Source organism: Oerskovia rustica, from assembly GCF_014836555.1.
GTDB classification, from domain to species: domain Bacteria; phylum Actinomycetota; class Actinomycetes; order Actinomycetales; family Cellulomonadaceae; genus Oerskovia; species Oerskovia rustica.
The window spans coordinates 50604-69278 of the sequence record NZ_JACSQQ010000021.1; the positions used below are offsets into that span (position 1 = coordinate 50604).

Genomic DNA, 18675 nt, shown 5'->3' on the forward strand with positions numbered 1-18675 from the left:
CCCGTCACCGCGCGGGCACGGTGGAGCGCGTCAGGACGAGTAGACGTGCGGGGCGAGCGTGCCCACGAACGGCAGGTTGCGGTACTTCTCCGCGTAGTCCAGGCCGTAGCCCACGACGAACTCGTTGGGGATGTCGAAGCCGATGTAGCGCACGTCGACCTCGGTCTTCGCGGCGTCGGGCTTGCGGAGCATCGCGGCGACCTCGACCGAGGCAGGGCCACGGCTGCGCAGGTTCGACAGCAGCCACGACAGCGTCAGGCCCGAGTCGATGATGTCCTCGACGATGAGCACGTGACGGCCTGTGAGGTCGGCGTCGAGGTCCTTGAGGATGCGCACGACGCCCGAGGACTTGGTGCCCGACCCGTACGACGAGACGGCCATCCAGTCCATCTCGACGTCGTGGTGCAGCAGGCGCGCAAGGTCCGCCATGACCATGACGGCGCCCTTGAGCACGCCGACGAGGAGGAGGTCCTTGCCCGCGTAGTCGCGGTCGATCTGCTCGGCGAGCTCCACCAGCCTCCCGCGGAGCTGGTCCTCGGTGAGGAGGATGTTCTCGAGGTCGTTGCCGACGTCGGATGAGTCCACGGGTTTCACTCCTGTGCTGGTTCTGCTGGGGTCTCGGCGGGCACGGTTCGCTCCTGCGAGGGGGTACGCGCGGGCCGTAGGAAGAGTCTCCCACGGGTCCGCAGTGCCCGGAGGTCGCCCGGCAGGTGAGCGGGCCCCTGGCCGCGCCAGTCGGTGATCATCGCGTCGAGCGTCGCGACGTGGCTCGCGAAGAGAGACCCGGCGGGGCTCCCGGCCTCGGCCGCGGCGCGTCGCAGCGCCCGACGGCGGAGCGCGGCCGGGGCGGACCGCAGCACCTCGGTGTCGAGCACCACAGGGGCGAGGCCCGGGCGAGGCTCCGCGTCGGCAGGGTCGACGACGCGCGCCTCGTCGAGGAGCCGGCCTGCGAGCTCGTCGAGGAGGTCGGCGTCCTCGCGGAGCAGGTCGGCGGTCCGGGCGAGCGTGACCGCGACGCCCGGTCCGAGCACGTCCTCGAGGACGGGGAGGACACGCGCACGCACCTGCGAGCGCAGCGGCAGGGGCGCGGCGGGCTCTTCCTCCAGCGCGCTCGCGGCCGGCGCGGCACCCGAGATCGTCGCGCCCCTCGGGTCCGCCGGGCGGCCCGGGGACGGCACGCCGTTCGTGGGATCGGTCCACCAGGTCAGGCCGTTCGCGGTGCACACGTCCTCGGTGTCGGTCCGCCGCAACCCCAGGAACGGACGACGGTAGGTCCCACGGACGGCGGCCATGCCCGCGAGGGACCGGGCCCCGGACCCGCGCGCGAGCCCGAGCAGGACGGACTCGGCCTGGTCGTCGAGGGTGTGCCCCAGCAGGACCGCCGCGGCCCCCGTCCGGTGAGCGACGTCGTCGAGCACGGCGTAGCGCGCGTGGCGTGCCGCCGCCTCGAGCCCGCCCGCGCCCGTGACCTCGACCCGCCGGACCTCGACCGGGTCGAGCCCGAGCGCACGGCACTGCGCCGCCGCGACGGCCGCGACCTCCGCGCTGCCGTGCTGGAGCCCGTGGTCGACCACGACGGCCCCGGCGCGCAGCCCGTCGCGCGAGGCGACGAAAGCCGTCGCGGCCGCGAGCGCGAGCGAGTCCGCACCGCCCGAGCAGGCCACGAGCACGAGCGAACCGGGGACGAGGTCCCGGAGAGCGCTGCGCACGGCGCGACGCGCTGCCGCCTCGGCAGGACGAGGACCGACCACCGGCGCGTCAGCCGTGGACCCGGCGCACCCAGGCCCCGGGGTCGGCGATCTCGCGGGCGGAGGGCAGGTGCTCCGGGGTCGACCAGACCGCGTTGAGCCCGTCACGCCCCACCTGCTTCTCGACCGCGCGCACGAACGCCGCACCGTCGCGGTACTGGGCGAGCTTGGCGTCCATGCCGAGGAAGCGGCGCAGGACCGTGTCGAGCGTGCTGCTGCCCTGCCCGTCGCGGCGCGCCTCGAACTGCGCCCGGATACGGCGCACCGTGGGGACGGTCGCACGCCCGACGGCGTCCATCATGACGTCGGCATGCCCTTCCAGGAGGGCCATGACCGCCGACACCTCCGCGAGCGAACGCTGCTGGTCGGACGTGAGCAACCCGTGGGCGACCCCGCCCTCCTGCCCGCGAACGGCCCGCAGGACGACCCGGCCGGCCGTCGTGAGCTTGTCGCGCAGACGCGCCTCGGCGAGCTGCCGCGAGGACTCCGAGAGGCCGACGAGCAGCTCACGGGCCGAGGCCCGGAGGTGCTCCGCGAGCCACGGGGCCGCGGCGAACTGGAGCGCGTGGGTCTGTTCGTGCAGGCACACCCACAGGCGGAAGTCCGCGGGGACCAGGTCGAGGTCGCGCTCGAGCTGCAGGACGTTCGGAGCAACCAGGAGCAGGCGTCCGGGAGCTGCCGAGCCGTGCGCGCTGTACGGGTCGAACTGGCCCAGGACACGGCTCGAGAGCGCCGCGAGGACCGCTCCCACCTGTGCCGCCCCGACGAGCGCCGTGGTCGCCGACACGGGCTTGTCGCCCGGGCCGGTGAGCGACTCCGCGACGCCGTCCGTCAGGCTCGCCATGACCTCGGTGTTGGCCCGGGCCCACCGCGACCGGTCGACGACGAAGACCTCCGAGAGGGCCGCGGTCGGGTCCTCGCCCGCCTCGGCGTGCGAGACGCTCCTGCTCGGCGCCATGCGCGTGACGCGCAGGACGTGCGGCACCGCGGCGGACGCCGCCTCGCGCAGCCCCTCCACGAGGACGGCGAGCTCGTCGCGCGAGGCGGTCGGCCCGGGGGGTGCGACCCGGGCGGCGATCTGCGCGGCAGAGGTCCAGTCGACGAGCGGCGCGCCGACCACGGAAGACGTCATCGCCCCACCGTAGCCGGTGCGCGGGACCGGGCGACGGTCACCGTCGGGCTGCGGCCGCGTCACCCTCGGCGGGCGGCCACGTCACCCTCGGCAGGCAACGCGGTCACCCTCGGCGGGCGGGCGTCAGTCCTTCGGACCTACCAGGCTTCCGACGAACCCGTCCATGAGCTGACGCGCGCCGTAGGTGCCGCCCTCGGGCAAGGCGTCCGCGAGGAGCACGAACACGAGCTGACGGTCCTGCTCCGTGACGACCGTCCCCGCGAGCGACGTGACGTTCGGCAGGCTCCCCGTCTTGGCACGGACCACGCCCCTGCCGGGCGAGGAGAGGTAGCGGTCGTCGAGCGTGCCGGACAGACCCGCGACGGGCAGCCCGACCGCGCCCGCGCGCAGGCCCGGCTGCTCAGGGTCGGCCAGGAGCTCGACGACCGCCGCGAGCTGCGCGGCCGAGACCGCGGACCCGTCGCCGAGCCCCGAGCAGTCGGCCAGGACGGCCCCCGTCAGGTCCACCCCGAGGCGCGAGACGCTCGCGCTCACCGCCTGCGTGGCGCCGTCGAACGTCGCGGGCAGCCCCGCGTCGATCGCGACCAGGCGACCCACGACCTCGGTGATGGTGTTGTCCGAGTGCTGGAGGAAGTACGCGACGATCTCGCTCAGCGGCGCGGACTCGACCGACCCGAGCACCTTGGCCGTCGAGGCGGACTCGCCCCGCGAGGGAGCACCCTCGACCGTGATGCCCAGCTCGGTGAGGCGCGCCGCGAGCACCTCCGCCGCGGCGAGCGACGGGTCGGCGCTGCGCTTGGCGTACTCCGCGTCGCTCAGGCGGGCGATGTCGACCGCGACCGAGGTCACGGGGGCGATGTAGCCCGCCGCCACGTTGCCGGGGAACACCGCGGGGCTGACCGTGGGACCGGCGAAGTAGCGGTCGTCGACCACGAGGCGCACGGTCGTCCTCCCGGTGAGCGTGAGCTCGCCCGCGACCTGCGTCGCCAGGTCCGCCATCCCCGCCCGGCCGTTGACGACCAACGGGTCGCCCGCACCCGCCGCGAGCATCATGTCGCCGCCACCGACCAGGGCGATCGTGCCGGCGTCGACCTCGACGACCTTCGTGGTGAGCGTCACCTCGGGCCCCGGGGAGGCGAGGGCCGCAGCCGCCGTGAAGACCTTCTGGGTCGAGGCCGGGACCATGAGGGTGTCGGCGCCGCTCTGCGCGAGCACCTCACCCGTGATCCGGTCCATCACGACGCCGCCCACCCGGCTGCCGAGCCGTGGGTCCTCGACCAGCGCGTCGAGCGAGGCGGAGATCGCCGCGGCGTCGGGCAGCGGAGCCGACTCGTCGAGGACCGGGAGCGTCTGTGCAGGTGAGGCGGAGTCGACGGCACCGGGAGGGCTCGGGAAGGGCGCGGCAGGGGCGACCGCGGGAGCCGTCGTCAGGACGCCGGGAACCACGTCGTACGCGTCCGCCGTGAGGTAGCCGCCCGCGAGCACCACCACGATCCCAGCCGTGATCCCGGTGCGTGCAGCCCAACCCATCTCGTCCCTCTTCCCTCCTGCCGTCGACGCCCAGGGGGGCACCGCTCACGTGCGCATTATCACCCAGGAACCACGGAGTCCCCCGGGTCCGGCCACCGCCGTCCCAGGCCGTTCGTGTCACACTAGAGGGCGCATGCTGGCCTGGAACCTCGTGGTCCACACCGCCCGGCCGGGTTCACCGGTCGGAACGGCCGGGGCCGCGTGCGCACGACAGCCGATTCACGACCGCCACACCGCGACCGAGCGGGTGAGCCGGTTCAACTGGAGGAGAACAGTGGAGTTCGACGTCACGATCGAGATCCCGAAGGGCCAGCGCAACAAGTACGAGGTCGACCACGCGACAGGTCGCATCCGCCTTGACCGCATGCTGTTCACCTCGACGCGCTACCCGGACGACTACGGCTTCATCGAGGGCACCCTCGGTGAGGACGGCGACCCGCTGGACGCCCTGGTCCTCCTCGAGGAGCCCACGTTCCCCGGCTGCCTGATCCGTTGCCGCGCGCTCGGCATGTTCCGCATGCGCGACGAGGCCGGTGGCGACGACAAGGTCCTGTGCGTGCCCACGGGCGACCAGCGCGCTGCCTGGCGCCAGGACATCGACGACGTGTCGGACTTCCACCGTCTCGAGATCCAGCACTTCTTCGAGGTCTACAAGGACCTCGAGCCGGGCAAGTCCGTCGAGGGCGCCCACTGGACCGGCCGCACCGAGGCCGAGGCCGAGATCGAGCGGTCCATCCAGCGCGCGATCGACAGCGGGTACCACACCCCCGGTCACTGACGACGCCGCTCGTCGGACGCACCACGCCGACGACGACAGAAGGCCCGGACCCCCTCGCGGGGGTCCGGGCCATCTGTCGTGGCGGCTCGTGGTGGTGTGCGCCGGTCAGGGGCGGCCCGCGTACGGCATGGTGTTCGTCCAGCGCACCGGGGTGATCCGGACGGGCACCCCGGGCTGCGAGGCCTCGATCATCTGACCGCCGCCCGCGTAGATCGCGACGTGCCAGATCGTGCTCGGGTCCTGCGTGTTCCTGCCGTAGAAGATGAGGTCACCGGGACGGAGCTGGTCGTAGCCGACCTTCGCCACCTTCGCGTACTGCGAGCGAGAGGTCCGGGTGATGTTGACGCCCACGCTCGACCACGCCTGCGACGTGAGCCCCGAGCAGTCGTACGCGGGGCCGTTGCCGCCCCAGAGGTAGTCGGCGCCGATCTTGGTCCGCGCCCAGTCGACCGCGGCCTGGCCCTTGGCGGCACCCGATCCCGGGGGCGTCACGGGCGGCGTGACCGGGGGCGTCACGGGCGGCGTGACCGGCGGGGTCACCGGCGGCGTGACCGGCGGGGTCACCGGGGGCGTCACGGGTGGCGTGACCGGGGGCGTCACGGGTGGCGTGACGGGCGGGGTCACCGGGGGCGCGACGCTCCCCCCGCCCGACGGCGGGGCCGTCGGGGTTCCGCCCGTGCCCGGAGACGGCACGTTCTGGCCTCCACGGTCCCCCTGCGCCTGCTCCTCGGCCGCCCGCCGACGCTCGGCGTCCAGGGCGTCCTGGCGTGCGCGTTCCTCCTCGACGGTCGTGGCCCGTGCCGCCGCGAGGTCCGCGAGGAGCTCGTCACGGCGCGCCGTCGCGGCCCGCACCGCACCGTCGATCCCCTGCTGCGCCTGCAGGGCCGTGGCCAAGGTCTGGTCGGCGCGCTCGCTGGCGGCGGCACGTTCCTCCTGGGCCGCGACCGACCGTGCCCGTGCGGAGTCCGCCAGGGCGCGCGCCGTGCGGTGCCCGTCGGCGACCGCCTGGACCTTGCGACCCGTGAGCCGCTGCGCCTGCTCGGACGCGACGATCTGGTCGAGCTCGTCGGCGTCGAGCACGACGCGCAGCGTGTCGAGGGAGCCACCGGACTGACGCGACGCGCGGTACGTGGCCCCCATGGCGGACCGCGCTCCGGCCTCCCCGGCCTCGGCCTCGTCGAGCGCAGCCTGCGCAGCCTCGACCTCGGCCTTCGCCGCGTCGAGCTCCATCTGCGCGTCGGTCGCGTCCTCGGCCGCGAGGCCCGCGCGCATCCAGGCGTCGTCCTGCTGTCCTGCGAGGACCGCGAGGTCGGCCTCGATCTGGGCCACACGCTGGTTCACCGAGCGTTCGTCCTGCTGGGCCGAGCGGGCGTCGTCGTCGGACGGGTCGGCCTCCGCGATCGGGGCGACCCCACCGGTGAGCGCGAGGGCCAGGGTCGCGACGACCGCGAGGCGTCCAGCGCCCCGGGGCGCCCCGGTCTCCTGGGGTGCGCGGCGCCGTCGGGCGGGTGTCGCCTGCTGGGGGGAAGGCTGCGAGAGCGTCACGCTCCTCCTATGCGTCGTCGGGACTGTCGGCCGCACCGGCGGCCGTGGGGCCGCGGTGGCCGCCGACGTCCAGTCTCTCCGGCGCCCCGCGGGGAGGCGACTCGGTACACGGGTGAACAGAGGCCGCCCCTGGGTGAATGTCGACCCTGCTGGTCTCGCATGGCGAGATGGGGGTATCGCCGGATGAGATGCCGACCTACTCTCGGGGCATGACCTGCCGCCGAATGTGTAGCTGACCCCCAGCGCACGTTCGCCTGCCCTGCGGGCGGCACCCGGACGCACCTCGGACCGGCGACCTGACGACGACCGTCAGCCGCAGCCCCCGACCTCCGGCCGGACCCGCCCACCGCGTGCGCACCAGTCCCCTCACTGCCCCGCCGCGGACCGCCCCGGAACCAGGCCACCGGACGCACCTGCGGCTCCCTCCCCCGCACCCCCAAGGAGCCACCATGAGCACCGAGCCCCGCTGGTCCTTCGAGACCCGCCAGATCCACGCCGGCCAGACGCCCGACCCCACCACCGGGGCCCGCGCGCTGCCGATCTACCAGACCACGTCGTTCGTCTTCCCCGACGCAGGCGTCGCCGCCGACCGCTTCGCCCTCAAGGACCTCGGCCCCATCTACACGCGCATCGGCAACCCGACCGCCGAGGTCGTCGAGAACCGCATCGCCAACCTCGAGGGCGGCGTCGGTGCGCTGCTCCTCGCGTCCGGCCAGGCCGCGACGACGTTCGCGATCCTCAACGTCGCCGAGGCCGGCGACCACGTCGTCGCGAGCCCCTCGCTGTACGGGGGCACGTACAACCTGCTCCAGTACTCGCTCGCCAAGCTCGGCGTCGAGACCACCTGGGTGACCGACCCGCACGACCCGCAGGCGTGGCGCGACGCGGCCCGCCCCAACACCAAGGCGTTCTTCGCCGAGACCATCCCCAACCCCAAGGCGGACGTCCTCGACATCGAGGCCGTCGCCGCCGCGGCGCACGAGGTCGGTGTCCCGCTCATCGTCGACAACACCGTCGCGACGCCCTACCTGCTGCGTCCCATCGAGTTCGGCGCGGACATCGTCATCCACTCCGCGACCAAGTACCTCGGCGGGCACGGCTCGGCGATCGGCGGCGTGATCGTCGACTCCGGGAACTTCGACTTCTCGAAGGACCCTGAGCGGTTCGCGAACTTCAACACCCCCGACCCCAGCTACAACGGGATCGTGTACGCCCGTGACCTCGGCGTGGACGGCATCCTCGGCGCGAACCTCGCCTACATCCTCAAGGCGCGCGTCCAGCTCCTGCGGGACCTGGGGTCGGCCATCTCGCCGTTCAACGCGTTCCTCATCGCCCAGGGCATCGAGACCCTGTCGCTGCGCGTCGAGCGCCACGTCGAGAACGCCAAGACGGTCGCGGCGTGGCTCGAGTCGCGCGACGACGTCGTGTCCGTGGGTTACGCGGGCCTCCCGTCGAGCCCCTGGTACGCCAACGCGCAGAAGTACACGCCGCGCGGAGCGGGCGCGATCGTCACGTTCGAGCTCGACGGCGGCGCCGACGCCGGGCAGGCGTTCGTGTCCGCGCTCACGCTCCACTCGAACGTCGCCAACATCGGCGACGTCCGCTCGCTCGTCATCCACCCGGCGTCCACGACGCACGCGCAGCTCAGCCCCGAGGAGCAGGTCAAGGCCGGCGTGACGCCGGGCCTCGTCCGCCTGTCCGTCGGGATCGAGCACGTCGACGACATCCTCGCGGACCTCGAGGCGGGGTTCACCGCCGCGAAGGCCGCGCTGGGGTCCGACGCCGCGACCGCTGCCTCGGTCGCGGCGGAGTAGGACGCCGGGACACGCGATGACGATTCTGGACGGCCGGGGCGCGCCCGGTGCCCCGGCCGTACAGTGGACGGCGATGACCTCTCCGGCTCCCTCCGCGTCCCCGCGCCCGCTGCGCGGCTCGGACTCGCGCGCCCGGGCCAAGTCGCCGGTCCCGGCCTCGGCCGCGTGGCGCGAGGGGGACGACGCCGGGGACCGCCTCTTCGCCGACGTCGGCACGTTCGACCTCGAGGCCGGGGGCAGGCTCCCGGACGTGCGCGTCGCGTACGAGACCTGGGGCACGCTCGCGCCCGACGGCTCCAACGCCGTCCTCGTGCTGCACGCGCTGACCGGGGACTCGCACGTCGTCGGCCCGACCGGACCCGGCCACCTGTCCGCGGGCTGGTGGGAGGCGATGGTCGGGCCGGGCGCCCCCATCGACACCGACCGGTACTTCGTCGTCGCGCCCAACGTGCTCGGCGGCTGCCAGGGCACCACGGGCCCCGCGTCGGACGGACCGGACGGCCGCCCCTGGGGCGGGCGCTTCCCGCGCGTGACGACCCGCGACCAGGTCGCCGTCGAGATCGAGCTCGCCCGCACCCTGGGCATCTCGTCGTGGGAGCTCGTGATCGGCGCGTCCATGGGCGGGCTGCGCGTCCTCGAGTGGGCGATCCTCGGGCCCGAGGCCGGCATCACGGTCGAGTCGGTCGCGGTCATCGCGTCAGGTGCCCAGACGTCGGGCGACCAGATCGCGTGGGCGCACCCGCAGCTCGGCGCGATCCGTGCCGACCCGCAGTACCGCGGCGGCGACTACTACGACGTGCCCGACGACCAGGGCCCCCACGTGGGCCTCGGCATCGCGCGGCAGATCGCGCACGCGACCTACCGCAGCGCACGCGAGCTCGACGAGCGCTTCGGCCGCCTGCCGCAGGGCGGCGAGGACCCGTTCACGGACGGCCGCTACGCCGTCCAGTCCTACCTGGACCACCACGGCGACAAGCTCTCGCGCCGCTTCGACGCGAACTCCTACGTCGTGCTGACCGAGTCCATGCTGACGCACGACCTGGGCCGCGACCGCGGCGGCGTCGACGCGGCCCTGGGCCAGATCACGGCCCGCGCGCTCGTCGTGGCCGTCGACACCGACCGCCTGTTCCTCCCCGAGCACTCCGCACGGATCGCCCAGGGCATCCCGGGCGCGCAGCCGCTGCGTCTCCTGCACTCGGAGTTCGGGCACGACGGGTTCCTCATCGAGTTCGACCAGCTCGGGCCCATGGTCACGCAGTTCCTCGGGGAGCGCGCGCAGGTCTGAGGGCGCTGCGGCGGGCCGCGGCTCCGCGGCTGGTTCGTCGAGCGTGCAGTTCGGGTCGTCCGTGCGCACCGGCGGCGCCCCGCACGGTACACTCGGCGGCCCGCCCCCGGACGTCCACCCTGCGCACCGCGCGTGACGCCGCGCCCCGCACCCGGCACGATGTCCCCATGACCGCAGACCTGGCCGAGGCCACCGCAGCCCTCCGTACACAGTGGGACCGCCTCGAGAGGTGGCTCGGGTCGCTCGACGACACCCTGGACGACGCGGTCGACCAGCCCAGCGTCCTGGTGGGCTGGACCGTGGGTGAGCTCGTGTCCCACCTGGGCCGCGCCATGGACGCGCTCGTGGCCGCAGGGCCGGTCGCCCCCGGCACCAACCCGCTCACGCTCGCCGAGTACCTCGGCACCTACCCCGAGCGCGCCGAGCAGATCGCCGAGGTGACCCGCGCCCTCGACGAGGAGATCGCGGCGGACCGGCTGGCCGCCGTCACCGGGTACGCCCGTCGCGCGTTCGCACGCCTCGACGAGCTCGCCCCCACCGAGACCGTGGTCCAGGCCCGCCGCGGCCCCATCACGCTGCGCGACATGGTGATCTCGCGCCTCGTCGAGCTCGTCGTGCACGCCGACGACCTGGAGCGCAGCCTGCCCGGCGTCGCCGAGAAGGCCGTCGACCGCGGCGCCCTGGACATGGTCGCCGCCGAGCTGCTGCGCATCGTCGTGACGCGCGGCGGCTGGAGCCTCGAGGTCGTCGACCCGCGCCTGTGGGTCCGCCTCGCGACGGGCCGCATCCCTTACGACGTCGACGTCCTGGCCCGTGCGCTCGCGCCGCTCCACACCTCGGACTCGGTGCCGGACCTGGGGCGCATGCTGCCGCTGCTCTGAGCGCACCGCCGCGCCACGGGCGCGAGACGGGTGGTCGTGCACGAGACGGGTCCCTGGGACCTCTGCGCCACCACCCGTCTCGTGCAGACGGACCCCTCCCACCGGACAGCGGCGGGTCCGCCGTGCCAGGCCACCCAACTATGCTCGACCGGTGGTGAACGACGTGCGGGTGACGGTCCTGGCAGGCGGTGTGGGTGGCGCGAAGCTCGCCCACGGCATGGAGCTCGCGGGGGCCGACCTCACGGTCGTGGTCAACACGGCCGACGACGTCGAGCTGCACGGCCTCGCGATCAGCCCGGACCTCGACACCGTGACGTACACGCTCGCGGGCCTCGCCGACGACGTGCGCGGCTGGGGACTGGCCGGGGAGACCTACGCGACGCTCGACGCCATGCGGCGCCTGGGCGAGGACACCTGGTTCACGCTGGGCGACAAGGACCTCGCGACCCACGTGGTGCGCACGGCTCGCCTGCGGGCGGGGGCGAGCCTGACCGAGGTCACGGCCCAGCTCACGGCCTCGCTCGGCGTGCGCTCGCGCCTGCTCCCCATGACGGACGACCTCGTGGCGACCGTCGTGGAGACGGCCGACGGGTCGCTGGGCTTCCAGGAGTACTTCGTCGCCCGCCAGCACCGCGACGAGGTCCTGGGGCTGACGTTCGTGGGCGCCGCGCAGGCGACCCCGGCTCCGGGCGTGCTCGACGCGGTCTCGGGCGCGGACCTGCTGGTCGTCGCGCCGTCGAACCCGTTCCTGTCGATCGAGCCGATCCTGAGCGTGCCGGGCGTGCGCGACGCCCTCGCGTCCTCGACGGCCCGTCGCGTCGCGGTGAGCCCGATCGTCGGCGGCCGCGCGCTCAAGGGCCCGGCGGCGTCGGTGCTCGCGAGCCTCGGGCACGACGTCTCGGCGCTCGGCGTCGCGCGCCTGTACGTGGGGCTGGTCGACGTCATGTGCATCGACGAGACCGACCGCGACCTCGCGCCGGCGATCGAGGACCTGGGCCTCGAGGTCCTCGTGACGGACACGGTCATGGGTGGGGCGCAGGGCCGCGAGCGCCTGGCGCGCGAGCTGCTCGCGGCCTCGGCATGACGCCCGACGGCGCCGCCCACCCTGCGGGCACGGGTGCGGCGGGTGCGTCCCCGGCCCGGCAGCGGGTGGTGGCCGTGGTGCCGCTGCGCGACGGCTCGTCGGGCAAGTCGCGGCTCGCGACCGTGCTCGACCCGGCCGAGCGCAGCCGGTTGATCGCGACGCTCGCGCGGCACGTGGTCGGGACGCTGCTGACGAGCGAGGCCGTGGAGCGGGTGCTCGTGGTGACGTCGGACCCTCGTTTCACGTGGCGCGCGCTGGGGAGCCTGGTCGAGCCGGTGCCGGTGCCGCCGCCGATGGACGACGCCCCGCCGACGGTGACCGACACGTCCGCCGACGGTGACGGCGACAGCGCCGAGGGCGACGGTCCCGGCCGCCTCCAGATCGTCCTGCAGCCCGCGAGCCGTCCGGGTCTGAACGCCGCGCTCGACGTCGGGCGGGAGATCGTCGCGAGCCTCGCCGACCCGGCGCGCGAGGGCGCCGCGGCCCCGGCCGCGCGACCCGTCCGGCTCCTCGTCGCCCACGCCGACCTCCCTGCGCTCACGGCCGACGACGTCGAGGCCCTGCTCGCCGAGGACGCACCGGTCGTCGTCGCGACCGACCGGACGCGCTCGGGCACCAACCTCCTGGTGCTCGACGCCGACGCACCGTTCGCGTTCCGCTTCGGCGTCGGGAGCCTCGGGGCGCACCTGGCCGAGGCCGGGCTGCGGGGCGTGCGCGCCGCCGTCGTGCAGCGGACCGGGACCGCGGTGGACCTCGACACGCTCGACGACTGGTCCGAGCTTCCCGCGGACGTGCGGGCGCGCGACGAGCTGTCCGAGCTGCACCGGGCCATGGACCGGGCCCACCGGAGCTGACCCCTCCACTCCGCCAGGCGGTCAGAACACGCGAGCACCGGAGGCCACGCTCGTCCTGACAAGCAGGCGAGGGCACCCGATGGCATCGTGGCCGCATGACGATCGAGGTGCGGCCCGCGACGGTGTTCGCCGACGTGCACACGATGGTCGGGCCCAAGCGGCCCGACGCCAACGTGTGCTGGTGCCTGAGCTACCGCCTGCCCTCGAAGGAGAACGTCGCGCTCGTCGGCCCCGAGCGGGGCGAGATCGTGCGCAGGCTCTGCCGCCAGGACCCGCCGCCCGGCGTGCTCGCGTACGAGGGCGACGAGGTCGTGGGCTGGGCCGCGGTGCACCCGCGGGCCGACACGAGCTTCGCGCGCAACCGCAAGATCCCGCACGTCGACGACCTCGACGTGTGGTCGGTGTGGTGCGTGCGGGTGCGCCCCGGTCACCGGGGGTCGGGCATCTCGCACCACCTGCTGAAGGGCGCGGTCGCCTTCGCGCGGGAGCAGGGCGCACCGGCCGTCGAGGGGTACCCGCTCGACAACCAGGGGAAGAAGGTCGACCTGACCATGGCCTACGCGGGCACCAAGAAGCTCTTCGAGGACGCCGGGTTCACGCAGGCCGCGACGACCGGCTCGGTGCTCAACGGTTTCCCACGCGTGCTCATGCGGCTCGACCTGCGCTGACGACGCCGCTCACCACCCGCCGCGGTGCACCACGTGCTCGAGCGGTCGGCGCGGGCGCCGCGTCGGCGATCCGCCCGACGGCGAAGCGCCGGCCCCAGGTCCCCCCGCACCCTCCCGAGGGGCCGGGTCCGCCGCATGCCCGACGGCGACCACCCCGGTCACCAGGAACTCGTCCGGTACCTCGAACGCCTCCCGCAACGCCTCGACCTGCCCCGGCGGCACCCCGAAGAAGCACGCGCCCAGCCCCTCGTCGACCGCGGTCTGGAGCATGAGCAGCGACGCCATGCCCGCGTCGACGTGCCAGTACGGCACGTCCCACGGCGCGTCCCCGTCGCCCGCGGCCTGGGCCGACGCGCGCGCCTTGTCGTCCTCGGCGTACCGCCGCAGGTACGCCTCGCGCGACGTCAGGACCACGACGACCACGGGGGCAGTCCGCATCCCGGTGAGCCACCGGTTCTCTCGGGCCCCGCCAGCCGCCTCGGCAGCGGCCCCCGCCTCGGCAGCGGCCCCCGGGTCACCCTCGCCCGCGCCCCCGGCAGCACCCACGCCGTCGGCCCCCGCCCCGGCCACCGCGCGGGGCGAGGTCGCGGACCAGAAGCGCGCGACGCCGTCGGGCGTGTCGAGGACGACGAACGCCCACCCCTGCGTGAAGCCCGCGTTGGGTGCGCGGACCGCGTTGCGCAGCATGCGGTCCACGGCCTGCGGCGGGACGGGCTCGTCCGTGAAGCGTCGGACCATGCGGCGGCGGCGGACGACGTCCTGGAACTCCATGCCGACCATGCTGCCAGTCCCCGGCCGCCCCGAGCACACGAGCGAGCACACGTCCCCACGCCGCACCCGTGCGCCCCGCAGCCGCGCCCTCCCCGCGCGCCACCGCTCCCCCGGTGCCACGATGCGTGAGTCGCGCCGTCGGCCACGACCCCGCACCAGACCGCCGCAGGAAGGCCCAGCACGTGAGCGAAGCACGCAGGACGCCCGGGGCGGGGACCATCACGGTCGCCGCGCTCGCCGTCATGAACATCGTCGCGGTCGTGAGCCTGCGCGGGCTGCCGGCCGAGGCCGAGTACGGGCTCGCCTCGACGTTCTACTACCTGTTCGCGGCACTGTTCTTCCTGGCTCCCGTGGGGCTGGTCGCGGCCGAGCTCGCCACCGGCTGGCCCGAGGAGGGCGGCATGTTCCGCTGGGTCGGCGAGGCGTTCGGCAGCCGGTGGGGGTTCCTCGCGATCTCCATGGTGTTCATCGAGGGCTGCATCTGGTTCCCCACGATCCTCACGTTCGCCGCGGTCACGCTCGCCTACACGGGCGATGCCGCGGCGGCACCGCAGGTGTCGAGCGACAATGTGTTCGTGCTCGCGGTCGTCCTCGGGGTGTTCTGGCTCGCGACGCTCATCGCGCTGCGGGGCGTGAAGTCGTTCTCCCAGGTCGCGAAGTGGGGCGGCATCGTGGGGACGCTCGTGCCGGCCGCGCTGCTGATCGGGCTGGCCGCGGCGTACCTGGCGAGCGGCAACCCGTCGCAGGTCGAGCTCTCGTGGGGGGCGTTCGTGCCCGACCTGTCGAAGTTCTCCAACATCGTGCTGGCCGCGGGCATCTTCCTGTTCTACGCGGGCATGGAGATGAACGCGGTGCACGTGCGCTCGATCCGGAACCCGGTCCGGAACTACCCGATCGCGATCCTCGTGGCGGCGCTCGGTGCCGTCGTCGTGCTCGTGCTGGGGACCCTCGCGATCGCCGTGGTGATCCCGACGGGGCAGATCGACCTGACGCAGAGCCTGCTCACGGCCTTCAACACGCTCCTCGCCTGGGCGGGCATCGGGTGGGCCGGGCCGGTCCTCGCGGCGATGCTCGCCGTCGGGGTCCTCGCGGGCGTCGTGACCTGGGTCGCAGGCCCTGCGACGGGTCTGCTGTCGGTCGCGCGCGCGGGCTACCTGCCGCGCTGGTTCCACCGCACGAACCGGGCAGGCATGCCGTCTCGCATCCTGCTGGTCCAGGCCGCGGTCGTGACGGTCCTGTCGGTCATGTTCGTGATCCTGCCGTCGGTGCAGGCCGCCTACCAGCTCCTGAGCCAGCTCACCGTGATCCTGTACCTCGTCGCGTACGTGCTGATGTTCGCGGCCGTGATCGCCCTGCGCTACTCCCAGCCAGGCCGACCGCGGCGCTACCGCGTGCCTGGCGGCGTCGTGGGCGTGTGGGTCATCGGCGGCTGCGGGCTGCTCGCGGCGACGCTCGCCCTGGTCGTGAGCTTCGTGCCGCCCGCGCAGGTCGAGGTGGGCAGCCCGACGACGTACGTGGGTCTGCTGGTCGGCCTCAGCGTGGTCTTCGTGGCGCTGCCGTTCTGGGCGTACGCCGCGCGCAGGGCGTCGTGGCGCGACGAGACGCTCGACTTCGCGCCGTTCACGTGGCAGGTCGCCGACCAGGAGCCTGCCCCGGAGACCCGCGCCGCGCAGGCCGCACCCCCCGAGGCGCCGTCCTAGAGCCGCTCGGCGAGCAGCTCGACGAGCGCCTTGCCCTGCACGCCGCCGAGCTGGTCGGCCTGGGTGCGGCACGAGAACCCGTCGGCGAGGAAGATGTCGTTCGGCCCGGCCTTGCGCAGCGCGGGCAGGAGCGCGTTCTCCGCGACCTGCACCGACACGTCGTAGTGGCCCTTCTCCATGCCGAAGTTCCCGGCGAGGCCGCAGCAGCCGGCGAGCGTGTCGATCGTGGCGCCGGCCCCACGCAGGAGCTTCTCGTCGGCCGCGAAGCCCATGACGGAGTGCTGGTGGCAGTGCGGCTGGACGACGGCCGTGACGTCGGACAGGTCGGGGACCTGCCAGGTCTCGGGCGCGGGCCGGGTCTCGGGGCGCGTGAGGAGCTCCGCGACCGTGTTGGTGGCGCCCGCGACGGCCTTCGCGCGTGGGTCGTCGGGGAAGAGGTCGAGCAGGTCGGAGCGCAGCACCGCCGTGCACGAGGGCTCGAGCCCGACGATCGGGATCCCGTTGACCGCGAACGGCCCCAGGACCTGGAGCAGGTTCTCGAGGCGCTTGCGGGCGCCGTCGAGCTGGCCCGTGCTGATCCAGGTGAGGCCGCAGCAGGCCTGCTGGTCGGGCACGATCACGTCGTAGCCCGCGGCGTCGAGCACCGCGACCGCGGACTGCGGCACCGAGGGGGCGAGCGCGTCGCTGAACGAGTCGGTCCACAGCACGACCTGCGGCCTCTTGCCGGCCTGGGGCCGCCCGGGCGTCTGCCCGACGGCGAGCCCCGGTACCCCGTTCGTCGCGCCCCCGCGCTTCCACCACGTGCGGAAGGGGACCTCGGCGAACTTCGGCACCTCGCGACGCGGGTCCATGCCGCCGAGGCTGAGCACGAGCCTCGCGAGCGGCCGGATGCCGAGCACCGCGTTGATGACGCGCGGCATCATGCCCGCGAGGCGCGCCCAGCGCGGCAGCCAGCCCAGCGCGTAGTGGTTCATGGGGCGCAGCTTGCCCTGGTAGGTGCGGTGCAGGACCTCGGCCTTGTACTGGGCCATGTCGACGCCCGCGGGGCAGTCGGCCGAGCACGCCTTGCACGACAGGCACAGGTCGAGCGAGTCGCGCACCTCGGGCGAGGTGAGGCCGCCCACGAGCGTGCCGTTGATCGCGTCCTGGAGCACGCGCGCACGTCCGCGCGTGACGTCCTTCTCGTCCTTGGTCGCCTGGTAGGACGGGCACATGAACCCGCCCGACGCCGACGAGTCCGCACGGCACTTGCCGACACCGACGCAGCGGTGCACGGCCTGGGTCATGTCGCCGTGGTCGTGGCTGAACGAGAAGCCGCCCTTGGTCGGCAGCACGGGCAGCGCCTTGGGCCGGCGCAGGTCCGCGTCGACCGCGTTGGGCCGCACGATCACCCCGGGGTTGAGGACGTCCTGCGGGTCGAACAGCGCCTTGACCTGCTCGAACAGCGAGATGGCCTCGGGCGAGTACATGACGGGCAGCAGCTCCGAGCGTGCGCGGCCGTCGCCGTGCTCGCCGGACAGCGAGCCGCCGTACTTGGCCACGAGCTCGGCCGCCTCGGTCATGAAGGTGCGCAGCACCGAGCCCGACGTCTCGAGCGGGATGTCGATGCGCAGGTGCACGCACCCGTCACCGAAGTGCCCGTACGGCAGGCCGTCGACGCCGTAGCGCGCCATGAGCGCGTCGAGGTCGCGCAGGTAGGCGCCCAGCTTCTCCGGCGGGACCGCGGAGTCCTCCCAGCCCGGCCACGCCTGCTCGCCCGCGGGCGTGCGCCCGGCCAGACCGGCGCCGTCGGCCCGGATCTGCCACATGGCCGTGGCGTCTGGACCCGCGGGCAGGATGCGCGTGGACGTCGACGCGGAGGCCGCGACGATCGCCTCGGCGTTCGCGTACGCCTCCTCGGGCGTCGCTCCCCCGACCTCGACCATCATCCACCCCGCCCCCGGCGGGAGCTCGGGGACCGAGTCGGCACCCTTGGCGCGGCGCACCACGTCGACGAGGCGCGCGTCGAGGCCCTCGACCGCGAGCGGGCTCAGCGAGAGGAGGGCGGGGACGTCGTCGGCCGCGGTCGGCATGTCCTCGTAGGCGAGGACGACGAGCGTGGGCGCGCTCGGGACCGGGACCAGGGAGACCGTGGCCTCGAGGATCGTGACGAGCGTCCCCTCGCTGCCCACGAGGAACTTCGCGAGGTCCGAGCCGTTCTCCGGCAGCAGGTGCTCGACCGAGTACCCCGAGACCTGGCGACCGAACCGCCCGAACTCGGTGCGGATGAGCGCCATGTTGTCCTTGACGATCCGTGCGAGCCCCGGGACCGCGGCGAACGTCGGGTCGCCCTTGCCCGCGGTGAAGCGTCGGCCGGTGCCGTCGACCACGTCGAGCTCGACCACGTTGTCCGCGGTGCGCCCGTACGCGACCGCGTGCGGACCGCACGCGTTGTTGCCGATCATGCCGCCGAGCGTCGCGCGGTTCTGCGTCGACGGGTCGGGGCCGAAGCGCAGGCCGTGCGGGGCCGCGGCCTTCTGGAGCGTCGACATGACGACACCCGGCTCGATGCGTGCCGTGCGCGCCTCCGGGTCGACCGCCAGGACCCGGTTCACGTGCCGCGAGAAGTCGATCACGACGCCCGGGCCGATCGAGTTGCCCGCGACCGACGTCCCCGCGCCGCGCGCAGTGAGCGGCACGCCCAGCTCGCGCGTCACGTCGAGCGTCGCCACGACGTCGTCGGTCGAGACCGGGAAGACGACCATCTCGGGGACCACGCGGTAGTTCGACGCGTCGGTCGAGTACTCGGCCCGGCGCCGCGTCGAGGAGTCGACGATGCCGCGCGTCGTGGTGCGCAGCGCGGCCGCGATCGCCTCCCGCGCCGCATCCGCCGCACGCTCGGCCTC

At 74.1% G+C, this 18675-nt stretch carries 15 protein-coding genes; 8 read left to right on the forward strand and 7 right to left on the reverse strand.

All coding sequences use genetic code 11. From position 1 onward, the window contains the following. Positions 1–30: 30 nt before the first annotated feature. The 4 genes from hpt to dacB all read right to left on the reverse strand — a co-directional run bounded on the left by hpt (position 31) and on the right by dacB (position 4410). The gene (gene hpt / locus H9652_RS13055; RefSeq protein WP_030144051.1) at positions 31–585 is read right to left on the reverse strand and encodes a hypoxanthine phosphoribosyltransferase; all 555 of its coding nucleotides are present in this window, start codon (positions 583–585) and stop codon (positions 31–33) included. 5 nt (positions 586–590) lie between these two features. Next, positions 591–1751 carry a tRNA lysidine(34) synthetase TilS gene (gene tilS, locus H9652_RS13060; protein ID WP_191796628.1) on the reverse strand — a complete coding sequence of 387 codons (1161 nt, stop codon included), beginning with the start codon at positions 1749–1751 and terminating at the stop codon, positions 591–593. Between the two features lie 7 nt (positions 1752–1758). Further along, a complete protein-coding gene (locus tag H9652_RS13065) occupies positions 1759–2880 on the reverse strand; it encodes a zinc-dependent metalloprotease (RefSeq protein ID WP_191796629.1) in 1122 nt (373 codons plus the stop codon). A gap of 123 nt (positions 2881–3003) precedes the next feature. Further along, positions 3004–4410 (reverse strand): D-alanyl-D-alanine carboxypeptidase/D-alanyl-D-alanine endopeptidase, encoded by a 1407-nt coding sequence (dacB, locus tag H9652_RS13070; protein ID WP_191796630.1) that lies wholly within the window; start codon positions 4408–4410, stop codon positions 3004–3006. 274 nt (positions 4411–4684) lie between these two features. Here dacB and H9652_RS13075 point away from each other — a divergent pair, with 274 nt between their 5' ends. Beyond that, positions 4685–5188: an inorganic diphosphatase gene (locus tag H9652_RS13075; RefSeq protein ID WP_056645206.1), complete on the forward strand. Its 504-nt coding sequence runs from the start codon at positions 4685–4687 to the stop codon at positions 5186–5188. A gap of 105 nt (positions 5189–5293) precedes the next feature. Here the strand turns inward: H9652_RS13075 and H9652_RS13080 are convergent, their stop codons facing one another. Then, positions 5294–6733 (reverse strand): C40 family peptidase, encoded by a 1440-nt coding sequence (locus H9652_RS13080; RefSeq protein WP_191796631.1) that lies wholly within the window; start codon positions 6731–6733, stop codon positions 5294–5296. Positions 6734–7182: 449 nt separating this feature from the next. On the opposite strand from H9652_RS13080, the gene H9652_RS13085 reads away from it, so the two are divergent. The 6 genes from H9652_RS13085 to H9652_RS13110 all read left to right on the forward strand — a co-directional run bounded on the left by H9652_RS13085 (position 7183) and on the right by H9652_RS13110 (position 13319). Next, positions 7183–8547, forward strand: a complete 1365-nt coding sequence (locus H9652_RS13085; protein WP_191796632.1) for a bifunctional o-acetylhomoserine/o-acetylserine sulfhydrylase — start codon at positions 7183–7185, stop codon at positions 8545–8547. A gap of 73 nt (positions 8548–8620) precedes the next feature. Then, positions 8621–9832, forward strand: coding sequence for a homoserine O-acetyltransferase MetX (gene metX, locus H9652_RS13090; protein ID WP_225228198.1), 1212 nt, complete (start codon positions 8621–8623; stop codon positions 9830–9832). A gap of 167 nt (positions 9833–9999) precedes the next feature. Further along, positions 10000–10713, forward strand: a complete 714-nt coding sequence (locus tag H9652_RS13095) for a maleylpyruvate isomerase N-terminal domain-containing protein (protein ID WP_191796634.1) — start codon at positions 10000–10002, stop codon at positions 10711–10713. 151 nt (positions 10714–10864) lie between these two features. Further along, positions 10865–11797 carry a 2-phospho-L-lactate transferase gene (gene cofD, locus H9652_RS13100; RefSeq protein WP_318244165.1) on the forward strand — a complete coding sequence of 311 codons (933 nt, stop codon included), beginning with the start codon at positions 10865–10867 and terminating at the stop codon, positions 11795–11797. Then, the gene (gene cofC / locus H9652_RS13105) at positions 11794–12651 is read left to right on the forward strand and encodes a 2-phospho-L-lactate guanylyltransferase (RefSeq protein WP_191796635.1); all 858 of its coding nucleotides are present in this window, start codon (positions 11794–11796) and stop codon (positions 12649–12651) included. The genes cofD and cofC overlap by 4 nt, the downstream gene beginning before the upstream one ends. 95 nt (positions 12652–12746) lie before the next feature. Beyond that, on the forward strand, positions 12747–13319 hold the full coding sequence (locus tag H9652_RS13110) for a GNAT family N-acetyltransferase (protein WP_191796636.1): 573 nt from the start codon (positions 12747–12749) through the stop codon (positions 13317–13319). Positions 13320–13328: 9 nt separating this feature from the next. On the opposite strand, the gene H9652_RS13115 is transcribed toward H9652_RS13110, so the two are convergent. Further along, complete coding sequence (locus H9652_RS13115; RefSeq protein WP_191796637.1) at positions 13329–14090, reverse strand: nitroreductase family protein; 762 nt, start codon at positions 14088–14090, stop codon at positions 13329–13331. A gap of 182 nt (positions 14091–14272) precedes the next feature. Between H9652_RS13115 and gadC the strand changes: the two genes are divergently transcribed. After that, a complete protein-coding gene (gene gadC, locus H9652_RS13120) occupies positions 14273–15790 on the forward strand; it encodes a putative glutamine/gamma-aminobutyrate antiporter GadC (RefSeq protein ID WP_318244166.1) in 1518 nt (505 codons plus the stop codon). Here gadC and H9652_RS13125 read toward each other — a convergent pair. Further along, positions 15787–18639 carry an FAD-binding and (Fe-S)-binding domain-containing protein gene (locus tag H9652_RS13125; protein WP_191796657.1) on the reverse strand — a complete coding sequence of 951 codons (2853 nt, stop codon included), beginning with the start codon at positions 18637–18639 and terminating at the stop codon, positions 15787–15789. The genes gadC and H9652_RS13125 overlap by 4 nt on opposite strands. Positions 18640–18675: the final 36 nt, after the last annotated feature.